The sequence below is a fragment of the Paenarthrobacter sp. TE4293 genome (genome assembly GCF_050435325.1).
In the GTDB taxonomy this organism is placed as follows: Bacteria; Actinomycetota; Actinomycetes; order Actinomycetales; family Micrococcaceae; genus Arthrobacter; species Arthrobacter nitroguajacolicus_C.
In genome coordinates, this window is record NZ_JBNJRY010000006.1 from 124155 (window position 1) to 144053 (window position 19899).

The window sequence follows — 19899 nt, forward strand, 5'->3', positions numbered from 1 at the left end:
ACCCCCGGCGACCAGACGATGCCTAAACTACCAACACCACCCAATAAATCCAACAAACAGACAAACAAATGCCAACAGACATGACATGACTGCGGCCTGCAGTGATACCCGCACAGCCGGATTACTCCATTCGGGAGCGCAACCCCTTATGATACTCAAGGCACCGTGAACGGAAACAGGGGGACGATCCATGCCCAGGCAGGCTAGTTTTAACGATTACAACCCGGGGCGTCGCATCTCCCCGGGCCGCGCACTAGGCATTGCCTTGGTTGCCCTGGGACTGATCGCGACCACGTCCTGCACCCAGACTCCCAAGCCGGAGCCGGTGTCCGACCCGGTTAAGCTCCTGCAGAGCGTCCGTGTGGGCCTGTCCCCGGCCGCCGGTGTACACACGATCGAAGGCACCACCATCTCGGTGTCCGCCGCGGGAGATTCCTCGGCCGAGAACATCACCTACGACGCCGCCCAAGCGGTGGGCGAACTGCCGGTTCGGGTAAGCCTTCAATACCGCGCCGGGGGAAAGTCCGGCTCCGACCTCGCCGACCTAAAAGGCCACACCGGTCCGGTGGAAATCAACCTGACGCTTGAAAACCTCACCGTCAAACCCCAGACCATCCAGTACGACGCCGCCGGCCAGGCCCGCTCTGACACCGCCCTGGTAGGCGCCCCGCTGACCATCGCCGCGTCCACTAAGCTCCCGGGCATCCGGGCGGACGACGTAACACCTGGCTCAGCCGACGGCGCCACAGGTACCAACGGGGTCCTGAGCAGCACCGAAGATGGCGCCACCGTTGTCCAATGGGCCACGGTCCTGGCTCCCCCGCGTTCGGGTGCGAGCACGACGCTGCGCCTGGCAGCGGACGTGAAGGACTTCCAGGTTCCCGAGTTCGACGTCGCTGTTCAGCCTGGCCTTAATACTGACCTCAGCGCCAACGGAGTGCTCGCCAGCGCCTTCTCCTCCGGAACCGGTTCGGAGATGGAGCTGCAGCGCCGCACCATCTCACTGGTATCGGACGTCAACACGGTCCTGGCCAAAGCCGGATCCACCATCACCGAGGTTCGCCGGAATCTGCAGGCAACGTCCCAAACCCTCGGCGCAAAGACAGCCGGTGAGCTTCGCGACAACTCAAAGGCCCTGGCTGCGACGATGTCGGACCTGAAGCAGCAACTGAAGGTTCTCGGCACTGACTTGGAGTCTTCAACAAACGCTACCCAATCCACCACCATGTCCCAGTTGAAGCTGACGGTCTCCGCCGTGGACGCGATGCTGGGTGACACTTCCGCCACACCACCGGTCACCCCTATCACCGGCGACGGTTGCACCGCCGAGGTGGCCAAGGCTGCGCCTGCGGCCACCGTGTACTCCAGCGTCCTCACCATGTCTTCCCAACTGGATGCCTACGCCAAGGTCAACGCGAGTTGCCGGGACACGGTTGCCGGCGCCCTCAAAGCAACCATGGGCCCCGAAAACCCCACGCCCGCGGAGTGCGCAAAACAGGGATCCATGACGTGTTCGCTCTACGGTTCCGCCGTGACCGTGACCGGAGCGCTTCTGGGCCTCGTGCAAAAGGGCGATGAACTCGTCTCCGGCCTCCAGCCACAGGTAATAGAAGGTGCGATCAAAGACCAGGCGAGTTCCGGCGTCGCACTTGAAAAAGTGCGCGCGGACCTCGGTGAGATGCTTGACGGCTCCGGAACTTCCGAGGATTACAGCAAGGCACTGGCTGCCCTGGATGCGGCCATCAAGTCGGCCGCCGATTCTGCAGCTGCGACCCGCAAAGCAGCCACCACAGCGCAAGACAGTGTTGACACCCTCCGGCAGAAGCTGCTCACCATCGCCGCCAATGCCAAGGCAGCCAACGGCGAACTCGGTCAGGGAACCTGGCTGAATGGCTCCATGCTGCAGCAGAACCAGAAGGTGGCGGACGAGCTGTGCAAGCTGGCCGATGACAGCCTCATCCCCGGCAAGGGCAAGTTGTCCGCAAAGGACATTGAGCGGCTGCGCTCCTACTTGACGTCAGTACCGTGCGAACCGACTGATGAGGACGGAAATCCTTCATCTGCGCTGAATCCGCCGCCCGGTTTCAAGGAGCCACTGGACGTGCGGCTCGAAGGTCAGTCAGCCGCTTGGGACGAGGTTCTTGCAGCCACCGACACGACTGCCGCCGACCAGGCAATTGGCCAAGCGTTCACGGCTTTGGAAACCACGTTCGACGACGCCGACACCAAGCTCGAAGCGATCAAGACGGCTGTCAAGACGCTCGACGGCGCCGCTACAGGAAACGTCAACGGCACCAAACGCGGACTTGAGGCGCTGGACGCTGCACTTGCCGATGCGATTGACTCCTCCGGTACAGTGACCTCCGCACTTGCGAAGTTGAAGGAGCAGCAGGACGGACTTGGCGAAAAGATCAAGGAATCCCTCCGCGACGTTTCCGCCGAAACTGCAGCCGAGGTCTACAAAACCGTGGGTGAACAAGTCCGTCAGGTTGCCGACATCGGCGAAGCCAGCTCTGAAGCCGTGACCACAGCCTTCAACCGGTCCATTTCCGGGCTGAAGTCCACCTCTGACGACGTTGTGAAGGACGCCGAGGGTACGGTCAACAAACAGCGCGACGAACTCCTGGGTCAGAGCGGTGACCTCACAGCCGCCCTGTCCAAGAGCACACAGTCCTCGCTGGAGAACATTGCGTCCAGCACGTCCGGCTCCACCCGCGACGTCGAAGGCGCCAGTGCCCTTCTTGCCTCCAGCCTTAACAAAGTGATGCTGGACCTTGGTGACCGCGCGGTCAACGGCTCAGGCTTGCTTGGCTCCATGGCCACCAGCGCTGCGAAAGCGGACACAGCGGACTTCCAACTGGCGTTGGCTACGCAGAACGCTGAAGGCTACGCCAACATCCGATCCCGGGACGTTGCAGGGCTTCTGTTGCGCCAGGCCCAGTTCAAGGCCTCGCTCAACGCCGTGGATGAACTGCCGCCGTTCAAACTCGAAGTCCCTGCAGGTGCGACGTCGCAGACGCTGTACACACTGAAGATCGGCGGCAACGCGTGAACCCCCGCAACCGTCTCTTCGCCCTGATCGCTGCGGGAGCCGCCGTCGTGATTGCTGCCGCGGTGGTCCTGACCATGACCCTGAACCGCCCCACGGAAGCTCCCCGGCCCGATCCTGTGGCCGCCACAGTTCCGGTCGCCCTCAAGGCTGACGGCCTGCCAGCAGACTTTTCGATCGGCGTCGTCATGACGTTCGGCCAGTCCGGTGAGCCCGGCACCGAATACAACCGCGCAGCACAGGGTGCCGTGGTGGCGGCACAGCGTTTCGCCCAAGGTGGGGCGACAGTCGCCCTCCCAACCCAGAACGACCAAGGCACCGAAGACGGGGCCCGTGCTGCCGTCGCAACACTCGCCGAGCAGGGTGTGTCCGGCATTGTCGTCGCCAGCACAGGGCCGCAAGCCCGTGCAGCAGCGAAAGCCGCTGAGGAGCGGGGCCTCCCCGTCATCCTGCCCTACTCGCAAGCTTCGGAACCAGCTCAAACCACGTGGACCACCGGACCAACGGCAGCCTCCGTCCAGGCCGCCCTGGGTACCGCTCTTGCCGGCGAGAGCCGGGTGCTGCTGGTCAGCGACGGCGGCCAGGTCCCGGCATCCGTCACTCCCGCTGACACACTGACGCTGGATGGCTTCTCCGACGTCTCAGGCCTGGCCCAGGAAGCCGCCATCCGTACAGGCGACCAGCTTCGTCCGCCGTCCAAGGATGCGCCGGCTGACGCTGAGGGCACCCGGATTGCCAACCCCGCAGACGCTGTTGTGGTGTCGGCGGCAACGCCGCAGCGTCTGGCACGGCTGGTCCAGGCCCTGCAGTCACGCGACGTGTCAGTACCGCTGGTGCTTCCCGACGGCGCCACCAGCCCCTCGTTCGCGTCCTCGCTCGCCGAACTGGATGGCACAGCTTCCGGTCAGCTGGTCAGCATTGCGCCGGCAACGGGCGATGCAATCGCACTTCAGCAGGACGCGCAAGGCCGGGGAATGTCCGCATTCCTCTCCGGCATTAGATTGGCCGGCGGTAACCCGGAGATCAAGAACCTGACAGACGATACCCCGTTCTCGGCAGATGCCTGGGCCGCCGACGCACGCAGCCATGACGCCGTCGTGGCTTTGGTTCGGGCAGCTGCCCTGGCCGGGAGCAACGATCCAGCGAAGGTCGGAGCATCGCTCCGCACCATGTCCTTCGGACCCGGGGAGGGCCTCGCCGGACCACCGTTGGACTTCTCGCAGCCCCAGGCCCTGACCACGGACGCGATCCCCGTCTACGCGTCCCCTCAGGATCTCGGTCTTCGTCCGGCGGACGAGAACGCCCCACGGCTCGTCTGGGTACCGGCGCCGGCCAACCCCTAACAAACCTTTCCGTCCCCACGTCTGAGGGGAACAGTTCCACTACAGGAGGAGCGCCCGGTGCGTGTGCTGATCGACCTGGACGATCGTCGTTTTGAGTGCGAGGTTGCCCACGCCGCGCCCGCCACCACGGTGGCGGACTTAGTGGAAGCCGCAGGCGGACCAAGTGTTGCCCCTGAGGAGCCGCTGTTTGTCAATGAGACAGAGGTCCGTGGTGCCACGCCGTTATCCGAGCTGATCCTGCTGGAAGGCAGCCGCATCTCACGCGCACCGTGGCCGGCCCCGCACCGCGTCCGTGGTTGGAGCCTGACGCTGGCCGGCGGCCAGCGTACGGGTGGTGTGGTGGATGTTCCGCAGGGGCGTGACATGCTTGTCGGCAGGTCGCCCCATGCCGATCTGAGTCTCCCCACCGAAAGTGCCTCGTGGGATCACTTCCGCCTTCGCAGCGAGGAGGACGGGCTGCGGGTGGTGGATGGCGGCTCCACCAACGGGACGCTGGTCAACGGAGAACCTGTGGGCGAGGACGGAGTCCTCGTCACGCACACGGCAACCATTACCGCGGGCGGCACAGTGCTTCTCCTCCGTCCGGCCCTGGACGAGACTCCCGCCCCGGCCCCCGGCAGTCTGCACAACCTGACGCCGGCAGCGACGGCTCCCTTCAACAGACCTCCGCGACCCGGCCGCGCCCCGGCTGGCGATCCGCTGGTCCCACCCAGCCGAAAAGACGTACCGCCAGCCAACAAATTCAGCTATATCACGGTGCTGGCGCCGCTGGTCATGGCGGTCGCGATGGTGATGATCCTGAGGGACATGCGTTTCGCCATGTTCGCCATGCTCAGTCCCGTGATGGCGGTGGGCATGTGGTTCGAACAGAAGCGACGCCATGCCCGCGGCCTCAAGGAAGAAGCAGAGCGCTTCGATGGAGCGCTCAAGGAGTTCGAGCAGCAGATCCGTAGGGCTGCCGAAGTGGAAACCGCCCGACGGCACCGGATGGTTCCCGATCCCGCTACGGTGGTCCGCCGTCCGGCGCTTCCGGCTACGTCGCTGTGGCAACGTCGTGCCGACTCGGACGACTTCCTGGCCCTGCACGCCGGCACCGGTGATGTCCCATGGAAGCCCGAGGTGGATCGGGCGGCAGGATCCCGGCCTGACGGAAAGGTCAAGGAATCCTTGGAGGCCGCCCGGCTCCTGGCCGCACCCGTGCTGGTAGACCTTACCGATGCCGGCGTGGTGGGCATCGTTGGCGCCCGGGACGGGGCCCTGGCGTTGGCCCGGTCCCTCGTAGCGCAGGCCGCGGTGCATGTGGGTCCGGCCGATCTGACGGTCGGCGTTTTCTGCGACGCTGGCCGGGCCGATGAATGGGAATGGGCCTCGTGGCTCCCGCACACGCGCCAAACGGGCAGCAGCACGGGCGAGCGATGGATGTCCGCGCATCGTGAGACCAGCCTGGCCATGCTGCGGATGCTCAAGGACTCCGTGGAGGAATTACCCACCCCGGCTCTCATGGTTGTCCTCGATTCCGATGTCCTCACGGAGGGCCGGGACGCTCCGGCCCGCGCATTGCTCGGCATGGGCCGTTCCGTGCCCGGCGTCCACGTCAACCCGCAGCAGCGGCCACCCCGGGTGGCAGGCATTGTCATAGCAACGTCGGAAGAACAGCTGCCGGCGTCCTGCACCACCATCATCAGGGTCGGGAAGGACGCTGCGGCAACGGTGGACCAGCCCGAGGACCTGACCCGTGTGGATGACGTCATCCTGGCTGGCCTCGACCAGGAAGAAGCCCTGCGTTGCGCCACACGTCTTGCACACTTCGATGATCCTGAGCTCAGCGTTCCCGGGGCCTCATTGCCTTCCTTGGTGCGACTGCCGGGCCTTCTGGGGTACGAGCGCCCCGACGCAGCAACGATCCGCCGCCTGTGGCAGGCCCCCACAGGGGTTTCCACGCCGATCGGCACCGGCGAAAACGGACCACTGACCCTGGACCTCGTCAAGGACGGCCCGCACGGGCTGGTGGGCGGTACCACCGGCTCCGGAAAGTCCGAATTCCTGCGCTCTCTGGTGGCCGGCCTCGCCGCCCGCAACGATCCGACCCGTCTCAACTTCATCCTGGTCGACTTCAAAGGCGGTGCCGCCTTCAAGGCCTGCGAGCGCCTTCCGCACACCATCGGAACCATCTCCAACCTGGATGAGCAACTTGCAGACCGGGCACTGATCGCCCTGGAAGCAGAGATGGAGCGCCGCCAGCGGGTCTTTGCGGAGGCCGGCGAAGGCATCGACAACCTCAACGCCTACTTGGCAACGAACCCGGCCGAGCCGATGCCCCGGTTGCTGCTGGTGGTGGATGAGTTCGCCATGCTGGCCAAGGAGTTCCCCGATGTACTGACCGCCCTGGTCAGCATTGGCGCTGTAGGCCGCACCTTGGGAGTGCACATGGTCCTGGCCACGCAGCGTCCGGCCGGTGTGGTGAGCGATGACATTCTCGCCAATACCAACCTGCGGGTGGCATTGCGTGTCCAGAGCCGGGATGACTCCAACAACGTCATTGGCGTGCCCGCAGCTTCTGCCATCGGCAGGGCCCAGATGGGCCGTGCCTTTGTGAAGCTCGGACAGGACGACATCACGCCTGTCCAGACAGCGCTGGTCACCGGACAGGCACAGCTCGACGGCGGTCCCGCCGTCGACGTTCGCGACATCCGCCAGTTCGGCGTCCCTGCACCCGCACCGGCGCTTCCTCGATCCGCAGCTGTGGACGAGAATGACCTGGATCTGCTCATCGATGCCGTCGTGGAAGCCAACGCCGAGGCCGGCTACACCCCGCCGCGGCAGGTGTGGCCCGAGGCCTTGGGTGAACGGGTAGAGCTTGAGGGTTTCGCGGTGGACGCCGCTCCCGTGGACGAGTCCCCCCGGGTACTTCCGACAGTGGGTCGTGTCCGCGGGTCCAACGTGCTGGTGACCCTGCTGGACGAGCCTGAACTGCAGCGCCAATCCGCGGCCGGATGGGATATGTCCATGGGCAACCTGATGCTGATGGGTGTGGCGGGCTCCGGTACAAGCACCACCCTGGCGACCATCGCGCTGACCCTTGCGAAAAACATAGATCCCGCCGACTTGGACCTGATGATTCTGGACATGGGTTCCGGCGACCTTGAGATGCTCAAACGCCTGCCGCACACGGTGGCCTATGTGGGAACCGGTGCCGGCGCCAAGGAGCAGCAAGCGCGTTTCCTGCGGCACCTGAACACCGAACTGGAAAGCCGCCGCGCGGCACCGGGCACGCACCGTCGCACTGTGGTTCTGCTGGACGGCCTGGCATCCCTGCGCGACGAATTCCAGGACTTTGAGGGGCAGCAACTGCTGGGTCTGCTGTACCGCGCTTACGCAGACGGGCCCGCTCTCGGCCTGTCCTTTGCTGTGACCACCACGCGCGCCAAAGCGGTTCCGTCGGTCATGAACGAGGTAACGCTGCAGAAGTGGCTTTTCCGGCTGGCTGATAACTACGATTACTCTTCGCTCGGCGTCCGGGCGAAAAACGTCCCTGCGGCACTCCCGGGGCGATGTGTGGACCCCCGCACTTCCCTGCAGATGCACGTTGCGACGCCTGGGATCGGGCTGCAGGCTGCGGTGGACCGCGTCCGGCAAGACTGGGCCGATGCGCCCGCCAAGACCACGGCGATACGGAGCCTGCCCACCAACGTCACCATGGCCGATCTGGGCGTGAAGCCGCAGTTGGAGACCGAGCCGTGGCACATCCCCGTAGGGATCCGGGAAACGGATCTCTCACCTGCGTTCCTGGAAATCTATGAAGGCGAGCACGCGCTGATCGCCGGGCCGGCCCGTTCTGGCAAATCCACGTTGCTCCTGGCTCTGGCCGACGCCGTTCGGGGCGCCTCCACGTCCCGGGGACCAGCGCAGGTCTGGGGCATCTGCGACCGCCGCTCACCGTTGGCCACCGCCGATCTGGACCGGACAGCCGTGGGCGTGGACGAGGTGCCTGCGTTGCTGGCATCACTGCGGATCGAGCGCGGGCCCGTGTTCTTGTTAATCGACGACGCCGAGCGCTTCGAGGATACAGATCAGTCCATCGCTGGGATCGTGGCCTCCGGGCCCCCGGGGCTCTGCATCATTGCGTCGGGACGGGCCGCTGATCTCCGTGGACTGTACAGTCACTGGACCAAGACGGTCCGCAAATCGCGTCTAGGCGTCCTGCTCCAGCCAGACATCAATTACGACGGCGAACTGCTGGGTGCCACTCTTCCGCGGAAGGCACCTGTAGCCTTGACCGCCGGACGCGGATACCTGGGGGTGGGCGGCCAAATGGCACTGATCCAGTCCATCAGCCCAGCGGGCCAGGCCGACGCGCCGTAGGCGGCGGGCGCTGGGAGGCCGTGGGGAATCAGATCGATAGCTTGGAGAGTACGGACATGCACTTGGCACAGACGGGGCAGGCGCTCGGAGCGTCATACCGCTTCGGCGAACGGGTTGGTTCCGGGGCCGTTGGCGAGGTCTGGACCGTCACTGCGACGGATGGCCGGACGCTGGCGGCCAAGGTTCTGCGCCCTGAGCATGCCGATGATCCCTCGCTGGTTGAACGGTTCGTCCGCGAGCGCTCCGTGCTGCTTGGACTGAAGGACTCCCACATCGTCACCGTGCGGGACATGGTGGTGGAAGGTGAACGGCTTGCCATCGTCATGGACTTCGTCGCGGGCGGTTCGCTGCGCGATGTGGTCAAGGAGGCCGGCACACTGCCTCCCGAAGACGCAGTAAACGTCGCGGCCGAAATCTTCGATGCACTGGCGTTCGCCCACTCACGGGGTGTGACACATCGCGACATCAAGCCGGACAATGTGCTTCTGGCCCGTCCGTGGTCCCAGTGTGAAGCGGGGGACGTCCGGGTTTCCGACTTCGGTATTTCCGATGTTGTGGGCGAAAAGATCCGTCAGACCACTGGCCTGATCGGCACTCCGCAGTACATGCCTCCCGAACTCATCAGCCAAGGCCGGTCCGGCCCTCTCGGCGACGTCTACTCTACGGGCGTCCTGCTCTACGAACTTTTGTCCGGCCGTACGCCGTTCGCCGGACCGGGAACAGATTTCAGCGTCGCCTACCGGCATGTTTCTTCACGTCCGCCCCGCATTCCGGTGGATGAAGCGCTGTGGGGCATCCTCGACCAACTGTTGTCCAAGGATCCCGCCCAGCGCCCCACGGCAGGTGAGGCTGTTTCGATGCTCCGGCGTTTGGCACCGAAACTCGCAGGCACCGCCCCGATCGCCCGTGCGGAAGCCCCCGAAGACTTCGACGACGTCGAACGTCACGCCACCGTGGTCCGCGGAGCCTTTACCGACGACGAACTCGCTGCCTTCGCGGCGGCCCCGGCTGCCGGCGTCGGCGTCGATGCGGTGGTTCCGGACCTTGGGCAGGCGGGCAGTGCCACGATCGCCCGGCCCATGCCACGCCGTGAGGTCCAATCCCGGATGGACGATCGTCCGGAGGAGAAGGACACCACCCCGTTTTGGCGGACACGCAAGGCGCTGCTTCTGGCCGCGGGCGCAGTTCTCCTCATCGTGGCCATGGTGGTGGGCTTTACCCTCCTGTCCCCCACCAGCCCGCAGGCAGCGCCGACGCCCGCCGGACAGCAGTTGTCCACGCAATTGCAGGACCCGGCCACACCCACGGGCCTGGCCATTTCACGGAGCGCCGCGTACGAGCCGTCTTCCGGGCAGGTCCGCTTGACGGTTTCCTACTCGGCACAGAAAGCACCGCTGTCCGGTGAGTTCCTTGAGGTCATCCCCGGCTTGGCTGAGGGCGATGCATGCCCGGCGGTGACCTGGGATGGCGGCACTGTCAGCCGAAACCAGGCCTCCATCACCGGTGTCGATGTCGAATGCGGCTGGAAGCTGTCCGGGGTGGAGATCCCCGCCGGAGGATCCGTTCAGATGACGGCCAAGGTTCCGGTGGCGCCCGGAGACCAGAAGGCACTGGACACGTGGCTGCGCGCCGGGTCCGAGGCAACCAAGGCCGCAACCCAGGATCCTGCCGTCAAAGGCACCGCGTACCCGGTGCAACGCCTCAAGGGTGTGGAGGTCCGCACCCCTGCCCGCGTTGTCACGCCCAGTCCCCTGAAAATCACGCTGGTTCCGGTGTGGGCGAGCGGCGCCGATGAACTCAATCCGCTCTACGTCAGCCCTGCTTCGGGGAAACCATCGCAGATGCTCGCCGCGGTATCTGGCGGGGAGAAGGGGGTCCGGTTTGCCGACGGCTGTGGCGGAGCGCTGGCGGTGGACAGCTCAGGACTCACCGTCACAGCCCTGCAGATCACACCGCAGTGTACGGTCCGGGCCAGCGTCGGAAACTTCACCGAGCTCCAGTCCGCGCCGTTCGGCATCACGTCCCGGGAAAACTCGGGCGAGTAGAATCCCGAGAGGCGAGATCCCAACCCTTTTACGCGCCCAAAGCCCCCGGGAGCTAACCCTTCGACGATGCCAAGAGTAGATTAATCACGGATGCCACCAGACACCCTCGGAACCAGCACGGACCGCGGAGGCAATCATGGCCGGGACAACGAACAAAACGACCAGGAGCACGGACTACGAGTTCGTCACTGTGTGGCGAGTGGCGGGCACACGCGAGGAAGTGGTGAACGTCCTTGGCGACGCAGCGACACTCCAGCAATGGTGGCCCTCCGTCTATCTCACCGTCACACCCGTCGCCGACGGCGGACCTGACGGCGTTGGCGCCAGCTTCGACCTCCACACCAAGGGCTGGCTCCCGTACACCCTGCGTTGGCGGCTGACCGTCACTGAACCGGTGACCTTGGACGGCTTTGCCCTCACCGCCGAAGGGGACCTCAACGGCACGGGCCGCTGGACCTTCGAGACCGACGGTCCGGAAGTTGTCATCACCTACGACTGGCGGGTCAGCGCGGCCAAACCCCTGCTGCGCAGGCTGGGCTGGCTCTTCAAACCGGCTTTCTCGGCCAATCACCACTGGGCCATGGCGCGCGGCGAGGAGAGCCTCAAACTTGAGCTCCGCCGTCGACGTTCGACGTCCGCAGCAGACGTCCCTGAGCCGCCGCAACCAACCTTCGTCCGGCGCGCAAGGGGCTGACTCCCGCCTCTTTCAGGGCGGGGCAAGTCCAGAGATCCCGCCCCTCGCCGTCACTGTCCACAGAGCCACCCATCCGAGGCCGGCCCGGCGCCGAACTCCCGATAGAATCAAGACGCCGACAATCAGTCCTCGGCTACGGACGGCTACAGAAATCAGGGAGGAACCAGTGCGCGCTTCACAGCCCCGGGCTCCTTTCCACGCGCTGCGGTCAGCTGCTATTTCGCTGGTCGTCGTCCTCCTTGCTGCAGGGGCGCACGTCGCAGGTGGCGGAGCGCTTCCCACGGCTCCTGTTTTGCTGGCGCTCGTTGCATTGACCGCCCTGGTTGCCACGCTGGCCACCCGGTTCAAGCTGAACCTCGTCACGATGGCGGGCCTCTTGGGCGCAGGACAGTTGGCGCTCCACGAGGCCTTCACCGCCCTAAGCCCCATCACGGCCGTCGGTCCGGGAGCAAACCACCACCTCGGCGGCGAATCCCTGGACCCCGGGATGGATATCGCGGCGACCCACACCCACGAGCTCGGGACGGCTTTCGGCGCACTGATGCTTGTTGGTCACATCCTGGCCACGCTTGCTTCCGCCGTCGTCCTGGCCAAGGGCGAGGACGCGATGTGGCAGCTGGCTGTCTGGCTTCGTCCCCTGCTCGCCCTGCCCACCCTGGTGTTCAGGCCCGACGCCGGCGCCTCCCCTGTCGCGGTTGGCGCGCCCGACGTCTTCATCCCCCGCCCCTGGCGGAACCTCAGGCAAGACAGCCGACGCGGCCCGCCCGCCGTCGTCGTCCTTCCCTAGTTCCGCCCGGCACCAACGCGACGCGACAACACGCCGCACACGCAAAGCCTTTGCATGGTGACGGGCCCCAAACCCGTACCCCCGCGCCGGTTCAGCCAGCGCATCTGAAAGGCAATCCCATGAACAAGTCCGCCCTCCGTCGCACCCTTTCCGCTACCGCCGTCGCCGGTGGAACCGCCGCCCTGATGATGGCCGGCCTGGCCGGAGCGTCAGCCCACGTTTCCGCAGACCCGAACAAGACCGCTGCCAACTCATACGCCCTGGTTACCTTCGGCATCCCGCACGGTTGCGACACGTTCGGCACCACCAAGGTAGCCATTTCACTCCCCGAGGAGCTGAACGACGCCCAGCCCACGGTCAACCCGAACTGGACCGTGGAGAAGGTCACGGAGACCCTCGCAGAGCCCAAGAAGCTGGACGATGGCACCACCATCACCAAACGCACCAGCCAGATCGTGTACACAGCCAAAGCTCCGCTGGACCCGCACCTGCGTGACGCTCTGGTCCTGTCGGTCAAACTGCCGGACGCGGCCGGCAAGACCATCTACTTCCCCACCTTGCAGACCTGCGAGCAGGGCCAGACTGACTGGTCGGAGATCGCCAAGGAGGGCCAGGACGAGCACGAACTCAAGGCTCCTGCGCCGTCGGTGACCATCACCCCTGCTGCCGCGGAAGGTGACCACCACGCGGCAACCGCCGTCTCCACCGAGCAGGCCGCCGCGGTGACCTCCGATGACGGCTCGCAGGCACGCAGCTGGGCCGGCCTGATCGCCGGTATCGCCGGTCTGGGCCTGGGTGGTTCGGCGTTCTTCCGCAGCCGCGCTGCCAAGCCCGCAGCGGCCAAGGCTGACTCCGCCAAGTAGTCGTCGTGGATTGGCGCCCGGAAGATCACGATCCGGGCGCCAATCCGCACACTGTGCCGTGGCTCAATTGACTCGCGTCACGGCCGGGGCAAGGCTGGTGCCCATGTGGACTCAGCGCATCAAAACCGGACTTGTGACGACGACGGCAGCGGCTTCACTGCTGCTCCTGGCGGCTTGCGGGCCAAGCCCCAGCCCTGCGGGAACCAGTAGTGCCCCGCCCACTTCTTCGAGTCCGTCAGCTTCGGTGACACCCAGCTCACCTCCGGCGACGGCCACGACGACGCCCTCCCCATCGCCGACCGCCACGTCCGCCGCGCCAGCAGACGCCACCCTGTGCAAAGCGGCGTCGCTGACGGCGGCTACCGATTCAACCGGCGGCGGAGCAGCAGGCAGCATCTACGAAAAGCTGATCCTGACGAACTCCGGCACAACCCCCTGTGTCCTGGAAGGCTTCGCCGGCGTCTCACTGACAGCCGATGCCAGCGGCGAACCGATCGGCGAACCGGCAACCCGCGAGACCACCACTCCGGTCACCAAGATCGAGCTGGCCCCGGGCAAGTCTGCGTGGGCTGAAATCCGTTACACGCAGGCCGGCAACTACGGCGACTGCACCAAGGTCCCTGCCGCCGGCTTCCGGATCTACCCGCCGAACGACACAGCATCGCTGTTCGTCGCCGAGCCCCACGATGCCTGCAGCAATGCCGGCATCAAGCTCCTGACCGTCACCGCGTTCCAGGCAGTCTGACCCTGGCTCCACGGCTCCCGGCTTATTCTGTCGGGGCCGTGGGGCATGATGGAGGGATGCAGGAGCCGCAGGCGTCGGATGGCGCCATCAGCCGTTTCAGCCAGGCAACCAGGGAATGGTTCCTCGGCGCTTTTTCCGAGCCCACGCCAGCGCAGGACGGGGCGTGGAACGCGATCTCGTCTGGCTCGCATGCGCTGGTGGTGGCACCCACTGGTTCCGGCAAAACCCTCGCAGCGTTCCTTTGGGCCTTGGATCGGCTGCATTCCACGCCCTCGGACACCCTCCCAGGGCTGGAGGCAGTCCCCGCCAACGGCAAGGGCCGCGCCAAACGTCCCAAGACCAAAACCCGCGTCTTGTATATCTCCCCACTCAAGGCACTTGGGGTGGACGTAGAGCGGAACCTCCGTGCGCCGCTGATCGGCATCACCCAGACGGCCAAGCGTTTGGGGCTGCCTGCACCGCTCGTGACAGTCGGCGTCCGTTCAGGAGATACGACGGCGGCAGATCGCCGAACGCTGCTGACCAACCCGCCGGACATCCTCATCACCACGCCTGAATCCCTGTTCCTCATGCTGACCTCCCGCGCCCGGGAAACACTCAGCGAAGTGGACACCATCATCATCGACGAAGTACACGCCGTCGCTGGTACAAAACGCGGCGCCCACCTGGCCGTTTCCTTGGAGCGCCTGGATGCCTTGCTGCCCAAGCCAGCGCAGCGCATCGGGCTCTCGGCCACCGTCCAACCGCGTGAATTGGTTGCCCAGTTCCTGGCTGGCCAGGCCCCGGTGGAAATCGTGGCTCCACCGTCCAGGAAGAACTGGAACCTTACGGTCACCGTACCTGTGGAGGACATGTCGGACCTGCAGGGTGCTGCCGGAGCGTTCGACTCCGGTCCGGCCTCAGGGTTGCAGCCCCAGGCATCCATCTGGCCCCATGTGGAGGAACAGATTGTTGATCTTGTCCTGTCCAAGCAATCCACCATTGTCTTCGCAAATTCGCGGCGCCTTTCCGAGCGTCTGACGGCCCGGCTCAACGAAATCTACGCTGAACGGCAATTGATGGCTGTAGGCGGCAGCGAGTGGGCCGCCCCAGCATCGGACGCCGGAGTACCGGCATCAACTGGCCCGGCCCCGGCAGTTCCGGCATCAACAGCCACCCCTGCCCACATGATGGCCCAGGCCGGCAGCACCACCGGCGCCGATCCTGTCCTGGCCCGGGCCCACCACGGCTCGGTCTCCAAAGACCAGCGGGCCATGATCGAGGACGACCTCAAATCAGGCAGGCTCCGCTGTGTGGTGGCAACCTCGTCATTGGAACTGGGCATCGATATGGGTGCGGTGGACTTGGTCATCCAGGTGGAGTCTCCGCCGTCGGTGGCCAGTGGCCTCCAGCGCGTGGGGCGTGCCGGCCACCAGGTGGGCGAGATTTCCGAGGGCGTGCTGTTCCCGAAGCACCGGGCGGATCTCCTGCACACGAGTGTCACCGTGGAACGCATGCTGAGCGGGCAAATTGAACGCTTGAGCATCCCCACGAATCCCTTGGACATCCTGGCCCAGCAGACGGTGGCAGCGACTGCCTTGGGGAGCATCGACGTCGAAGACTGGTTCAGCACTGTGCGCCGGTCAGCACCGTTTGCCAGCCTCCCGCGGTCCGCGTTCGAGGCCACACTGGACCTGTTGGCGGGACGCTACCCATCAGACGAATTCGCCGAGCTCCGGCCGCGCATCATCTGGGACCGGCATGCGGGAACCATCGAGGGCAGGCCGGGGGCCCAGCGTCTCGCAGTCACCTCCGGTGGCACCATCCCGGACCGTGGACTGTTCGGCGTGTACATCATCGGCACAGAAGGTGAGGGCTCAGCCTCGCCGGGCAGCGCGGACGGGAGCGAACCAACTGCCTCGGCCCGCGCAGCCAAGGGCGGCCGCCGCGTTGGTGAACTCGATGAAGAAATGGTGTACGAGTCACGGGTGGGCGACGTCTTCGCACTGGGCGCTACCAGTTGGAAAATCGAGGACATCACCCACGACCGCGTCCTGGTCTCCCCGGCCTTCGGCCAACCGGGCAAGCTCCCCTTCTGGAAGGGCGATTCCCTCGGCCGCCCTGTTGACCTGGGCCGGGCGCTCGGCGCTTTCATCCGCGAACTCTCCGCCGCTGACGAGGCTCCTGCCATGGAACGCTGCCAAGCCAGCGGCCTGGACGCCTTCGCGGCAAGCAACCTGCTTCAGTACCTCAGGGAACAGAAGGAAGCCACGGAGATCGTCCCCAGTGACCGAACCTTGGTGGTCGAACGCTTCCATGACGAGCTCGGCGACTGGCGGGTAGTCCTCCACAGCCCCTTTGGCATGCCCGTCCACGCCCCCTGGGCACTCGCCGTGGGGCAACGTCTGCAGCAACGTTACGGACTGGACGGTTCCGCGATGGCGGCCGACGACGGCATCGTCCTGCGCGTGCCGATGATGGAAGATGAGCCGCCCGGCGCTGAGCTGTTCCTGTTTGACCCGGAGGAACTGGAACAGATCGTCACCGCAGAAGTAGGGGGAAGCGCGCTGTTCGCCTCGCGGTTCCGCGAGTGCGCGGCCCGGGCGCTGCTGTTGCCGCGCCAAAACCCCGCCAAGCGCCAGCCGCTGTGGCAGCAACGGCAACGCTCGGCCCAGTTGCTGGACGTCGCCCGGAAATATCCTTCGTTCCCCATCGTGCTCGAAACGGTGCGCGAATGCTTGCAGGATGTTTACGATCTGCCCGCGCTCAAAGACATTGCGGCCTCTGTGGAGCGTCGTGAACTCAGGATCGTGGAGACCACCACGCAGCAGCCGTCCCCCTTCGCCAAGTCGCTGCTCTTCGGGTATGTGGCCCAGTTCCTGTACGAGGGCGACTCCCCCTTGGCAGAACGCCGTGCTGCCGCCCTCGCGTTGGACTCCACGCTCCTCAACGAACTTCTGGGCCGTGTGGAATTGCGTGAGCTCCTGGACGCGGCCGTCATCGACGCCACGGAGCGGGAACTGCAGCGCCTGGTCCCCGACAGGCGCGTGCGGGGGATGGAGGGCGTCGCGGATCTACTGCGGTTGCTCGGCCCGCTCAGCGTGGAAGAAGTAGCCGAACGGCTTGAAGGTGCCCAGCAGCCGGACGCCCCGGGGCAGCTCGACGGCACGGATCTTGTGGAAGAGACGCCGCCGGCCGCACCTCCGGGGACGGTGGCCGACGCCGGATCGCACTTGGCTGCCCTGCAGAAAGCCAACCGTGCGCTCAAGGTAACCATTGGCGGCGTCGAGCGTTTCGCGGCGGTGGAGGACGCCGCCCGGCTCCGCGACGCCATCGGCGTTCCGTTGCCCATGGGTGTCCCGCTGGCCTTCATTGAGCCGGTCCTTGACCCTTTGGGCGACCTCGTTTCCCGGTATGCCCGAACGCACGGGCCGTTCACTGCTTCGGAGGCTGCTTCGAGGTTGGGGCTTGGTGTCGCGGTGGTCAACACTGCCCTGAAACGGCTCGCCGGTGACGGCCGCGTGGTGGAGGGCGAGTTCCGGCCACACGCAGTTGCCATTGATGCCCCGGCAGAAGGGGCAGATCCCGAGCTCATGACCGTCGAGGCACCGCCGTCCAGCGAGTGGTGCGATGCCGAGGTCCTGCGCAAGCTCCGTCGTCGTTCCCTCGCTGCGCTCCGCGCCGAAGTTGAACCCGTAGACACCGCAGCCTATGGGCGGTTCCTCCCCGCATGGCAAAACGTCACAGCGCCAGGGAAGTCCCGGAGCCAGGCGCTGCGCGGACTTGATGGCATCATTACGGCCGTCGACCAACTCTCCGGCGTACCTATCCCGGCTTCAGCCTGGGAGCCTTTGGTGCTGGCGAGCCGGGTGGCGGACTACAAACCGGCCATGCTCGACGAACTGATGGCCGCGGGCGAGCTCCTATGGTCCGGTGCCGGTTCGCTCCCGGGAAACGACGGCTGGATCAGCCTCCACGTGGCCGATTCCGCCGAGCTGACCCTCAACCCCTCCCCCGAGTTCGAACCCGGCGACGCCCAACAGCGGCTCCTGGAGCACTTCAGCGCAGGCGGTGGCTACTTCTTCCGGCAACTCACTGACGTGGCAGGCGGCATGGATTCGGTGTTGAGTGACGACGCCGTGGTCTCTGCGCTGTGGGACCTGGTCTGGGCCGGCAGGGTGACAGGAGATACCTTCGCTCCCGTGCGCGCCATGATTGCCGGCGGCAAAACCGCCCACCGGCAGGTGGCCAAGGCCCCGAGGGCGCGGGCTCCCCGCCTCAGCAGGCTGGGGCGCTCGCACGGGACCGGTCTGCTCGGCTCGCCTGGACTCACCGGCGGCCGTTATGGCTCGGTGTCAGGTGGCATTGCCCCCGCACCGCCTTCGGCAGTCGGCCGCTGGTCAGCCTTGCCTGCGCCGGAGTTGGACCCCACCATCCATGCCCGTGGCACGGCCGAACTGCTGCTGGACAGGTACGGCGTAGTAACCCGCGGTTCGGTCATGGCCGAGAACATCATCGGCGGCTTCGGGCTCATGTACAAAGTGCTGGCGCGGCTGGAGGAAGCGGGCCGGTGCCGACGGGGCTACTTCATCGAGCATCTGGGTGCTGCGCAGTTCGCCGTCCCTGCGACGGTGGACCGGCTGAGATCCTTCACGGAGGATGCCCGCATCTCCACGGCAGAACCGTCGGCTTTGGCGCTGGCCGCAACGGATCCGGCAAACCCCTACGGCGCGGCGCTTCCGTGGCCGGCGCTGTCGGTCGACGCCGGTTCCGGTCACCGTCCGGGGCGCAAGGCCGGCGCGCTGGTGGTGATGGTCGACGGCGCGTTGGTCCTGTACGTTGAACGCGGCGGCAAGACGCTGCTCACCTTCAGCCAGGACGACGCCGTGCTGTCACTGGCGGCCCAGGCATTGGTGGATGTGGTACGCCGTGGTGCCGTTGACAAGCTCTTCATGGAAAAGGTCAACGGCCACGACCTCCTCGAAACCCCGATCGCCGTCGCCTTGGCGGCTGCCGGCGCCTACTCCACTCCGAAGGGACTCCGGATCCGTGCCTGAAGGCGATTCCATTTGGCGCGCTGCGTCACGGTTGAACGAGGCCCTCGCCGGGCAAACCATCAAGGCGTCCGACTTCCGGGTGCCCCGTTTCGCCACCCTGAACCTGGCCGGGTGGACCATGACGGAGGTGGTCCCCCGGGGCAAGCACCTGCTGATGCGCCTCGCCGGCCCTGTTGATGAGGAACCCGGTGCCAGCAGGAAGCCCCGGGCGCTGACCATCCATTCGCATCTGAAGATGGAGGGGAACTGGATGATCTATCCGCCGGGTGGTCGGTGGACCAAGCCCGGCCACACGGCACGGTGTGTGCTCCGCACCGCCTCGGCAGATGCTGTCGGATTCTCGTTGGGCATCCTGGAAGTGGTGCCCACCGCTGAGGAAGACAAGATTGTCGGGCACCTCGGACCGGACCTCCTTGGCCCTGATTGGGACGAGGACGAGGCCTTGCGCAGGCTCCGGGCCGAGCCGGACGTCACCGTAGGGTTTGCGCTGTTGGACCAGCGGAAGCTTGCCGGCATTGGCAACATCTACCGCTGCGAAGCCTGCTACCTCTCCGGCATCCACCCCGCCCTCCCGGTGGGAGAGGTTCCGGACCTCGCCAAGACGGTGAACGACGCCAAGCGGCTCCTGGGCGAAAACCTTGGCCCAGGCCGCCGGACCACTCTGGGCCCACGCGCCTTGAGGCCCGGGTATTGGGTTTACGGCAGGGAACGCCAACCGTGCAGGCGCTGTGGCGCCACGGTGCGGCGTGGCCTGCTGGCCGGTCCGGATGGAACCGAGGAACGGGACATCTACTTCTGCCCGAGGTGCCAGCCGGCTCCGTAAAGCGGAAACGGCAAACACTCCACCGGAAACCGGCCCAGCCGTAGCCCGCCCGGCCGGGCCCGGAACAACCAGCCCGGCCGGGCGACCCACCATCCGCCGCGACGACAACGCACACCCACGGCTCCGGCCGACTACTCCAGGAAGCTCCCCAG

10 protein-coding genes are annotated in these 19899 nt (G+C 66.0%); all 10 read left to right on the plus strand.

From position 1 onward, the window contains the following. The first annotated feature begins 190 nt into the window (after positions 1 to 190). The 10 genes from QF015_RS13655 to QF015_RS13700 all read left to right on the plus strand — a co-directional run bounded on the left by QF015_RS13655 (position 191) and on the right by QF015_RS13700 (position 19747). Complete coding sequence (locus QF015_RS13655) at positions 191 to 3052, plus strand: hypothetical protein (RefSeq protein WP_429389644.1); 2862 nt, start codon at positions 191 to 193, stop codon at positions 3050 to 3052. Then, the gene (locus QF015_RS13660; RefSeq protein ID WP_429389646.1) at positions 3049 to 4392 is read left to right on the plus strand and encodes a hypothetical protein; all 1344 of its coding nucleotides are present in this window, start codon (positions 3049 to 3051) and stop codon (positions 4390 to 4392) included. The genes QF015_RS13655 and QF015_RS13660 overlap by 4 nt, the downstream gene beginning before the upstream one ends. Before the next feature lie 57 nt (positions 4393 to 4449). Continuing rightward, positions 4450 to 8754, plus strand: coding sequence for an FtsK/SpoIIIE domain-containing protein (locus QF015_RS13665; RefSeq protein ID WP_429389648.1), 4305 nt, complete (start codon positions 4450 to 4452; stop codon positions 8752 to 8754). A gap of 56 nt (positions 8755 to 8810) precedes the next feature. Further along, positions 8811 to 10799: a serine/threonine-protein kinase gene (locus tag QF015_RS13670; protein ID WP_429389650.1), complete on the plus strand. Its 1989-nt coding sequence runs from the start codon at positions 8811 to 8813 to the stop codon at positions 10797 to 10799. Between the two features lie 136 nt (positions 10800 to 10935). Next, complete coding sequence (locus QF015_RS13675) at positions 10936 to 11493, plus strand: SRPBCC family protein (protein WP_310202684.1); 558 nt, start codon at positions 10936 to 10938, stop codon at positions 11491 to 11493. 166 nt (positions 11494 to 11659) lie between these two features. After that, on the plus strand, positions 11660 to 12280 hold the full coding sequence (locus QF015_RS13680) for a hypothetical protein (protein ID WP_310202686.1): 621 nt from the start codon (positions 11660 to 11662) through the stop codon (positions 12278 to 12280). 119 nt (positions 12281 to 12399) lie between these two features. Next, entirely contained in the window at positions 12400 to 13143 is a 744-nt protein-coding gene (locus QF015_RS13685) for a YcnI family protein (protein ID WP_429389652.1), read from the plus strand. A gap of 103 nt (positions 13144 to 13246) precedes the next feature. Beyond that, positions 13247 to 13888, plus strand: coding sequence for a DUF4232 domain-containing protein (locus tag QF015_RS13690; protein WP_429389845.1), 642 nt, complete (start codon positions 13247 to 13249; stop codon positions 13886 to 13888). 56 nt (positions 13889 to 13944) lie between these two features. Beyond that, the gene (locus QF015_RS13695) at positions 13945 to 18924 is read left to right on the plus strand and encodes an ATP-dependent helicase (protein WP_429389654.1); all 4980 of its coding nucleotides are present in this window, start codon (positions 13945 to 13947) and stop codon (positions 18922 to 18924) included. Further along, positions 18917 to 19747: a DNA-formamidopyrimidine glycosylase family protein gene (locus QF015_RS13700; protein WP_310202692.1), complete on the plus strand. Its 831-nt coding sequence runs from the start codon at positions 18917 to 18919 to the stop codon at positions 19745 to 19747. The genes QF015_RS13695 and QF015_RS13700 overlap by 8 nt, the downstream gene beginning before the upstream one ends. The last annotated feature ends 152 nt before the right edge of the window (positions 19748 to 19899 follow it).

Excerpts from the sequence above, each read along its gene's own strand:
- QF015_RS13655 (WP_429389644.1), top strand. The coding sequence starts at position 191 with ATGCCCAGGCAGGCTAGTTTTAACGATTACAACCCGGGGCGTCGCATC.
- QF015_RS13670 (WP_429389650.1), top strand. The coding sequence starts at position 8,811 with ATGCACTTGGCACAGACGGGGCAGGCGCTCGGAGCGTCATACCGCTTC.
- QF015_RS13675 (WP_310202684.1), top strand. The coding sequence starts at position 10,936 with ATGGCCGGGACAACGAACAAAACGACCAGGAGCACGGACTACGAGTTC.
- QF015_RS13685 (WP_429389652.1), top strand. The coding sequence starts at position 12,400 with ATGAACAAGTCCGCCCTCCGTCGCACCCTTTCCGCTACCGCCGTCGCC.
- QF015_RS13690 (WP_429389845.1), top strand. The coding sequence starts at position 13,247 with ATGTGGACTCAGCGCATCAAAACCGGACTTGTGACGACGACGGCAGCG.
- QF015_RS13695 (WP_429389654.1), top strand. The coding sequence starts at position 13,945 with ATGCAGGAGCCGCAGGCGTCGGATGGCGCCATCAGCCGTTTCAGCCAG.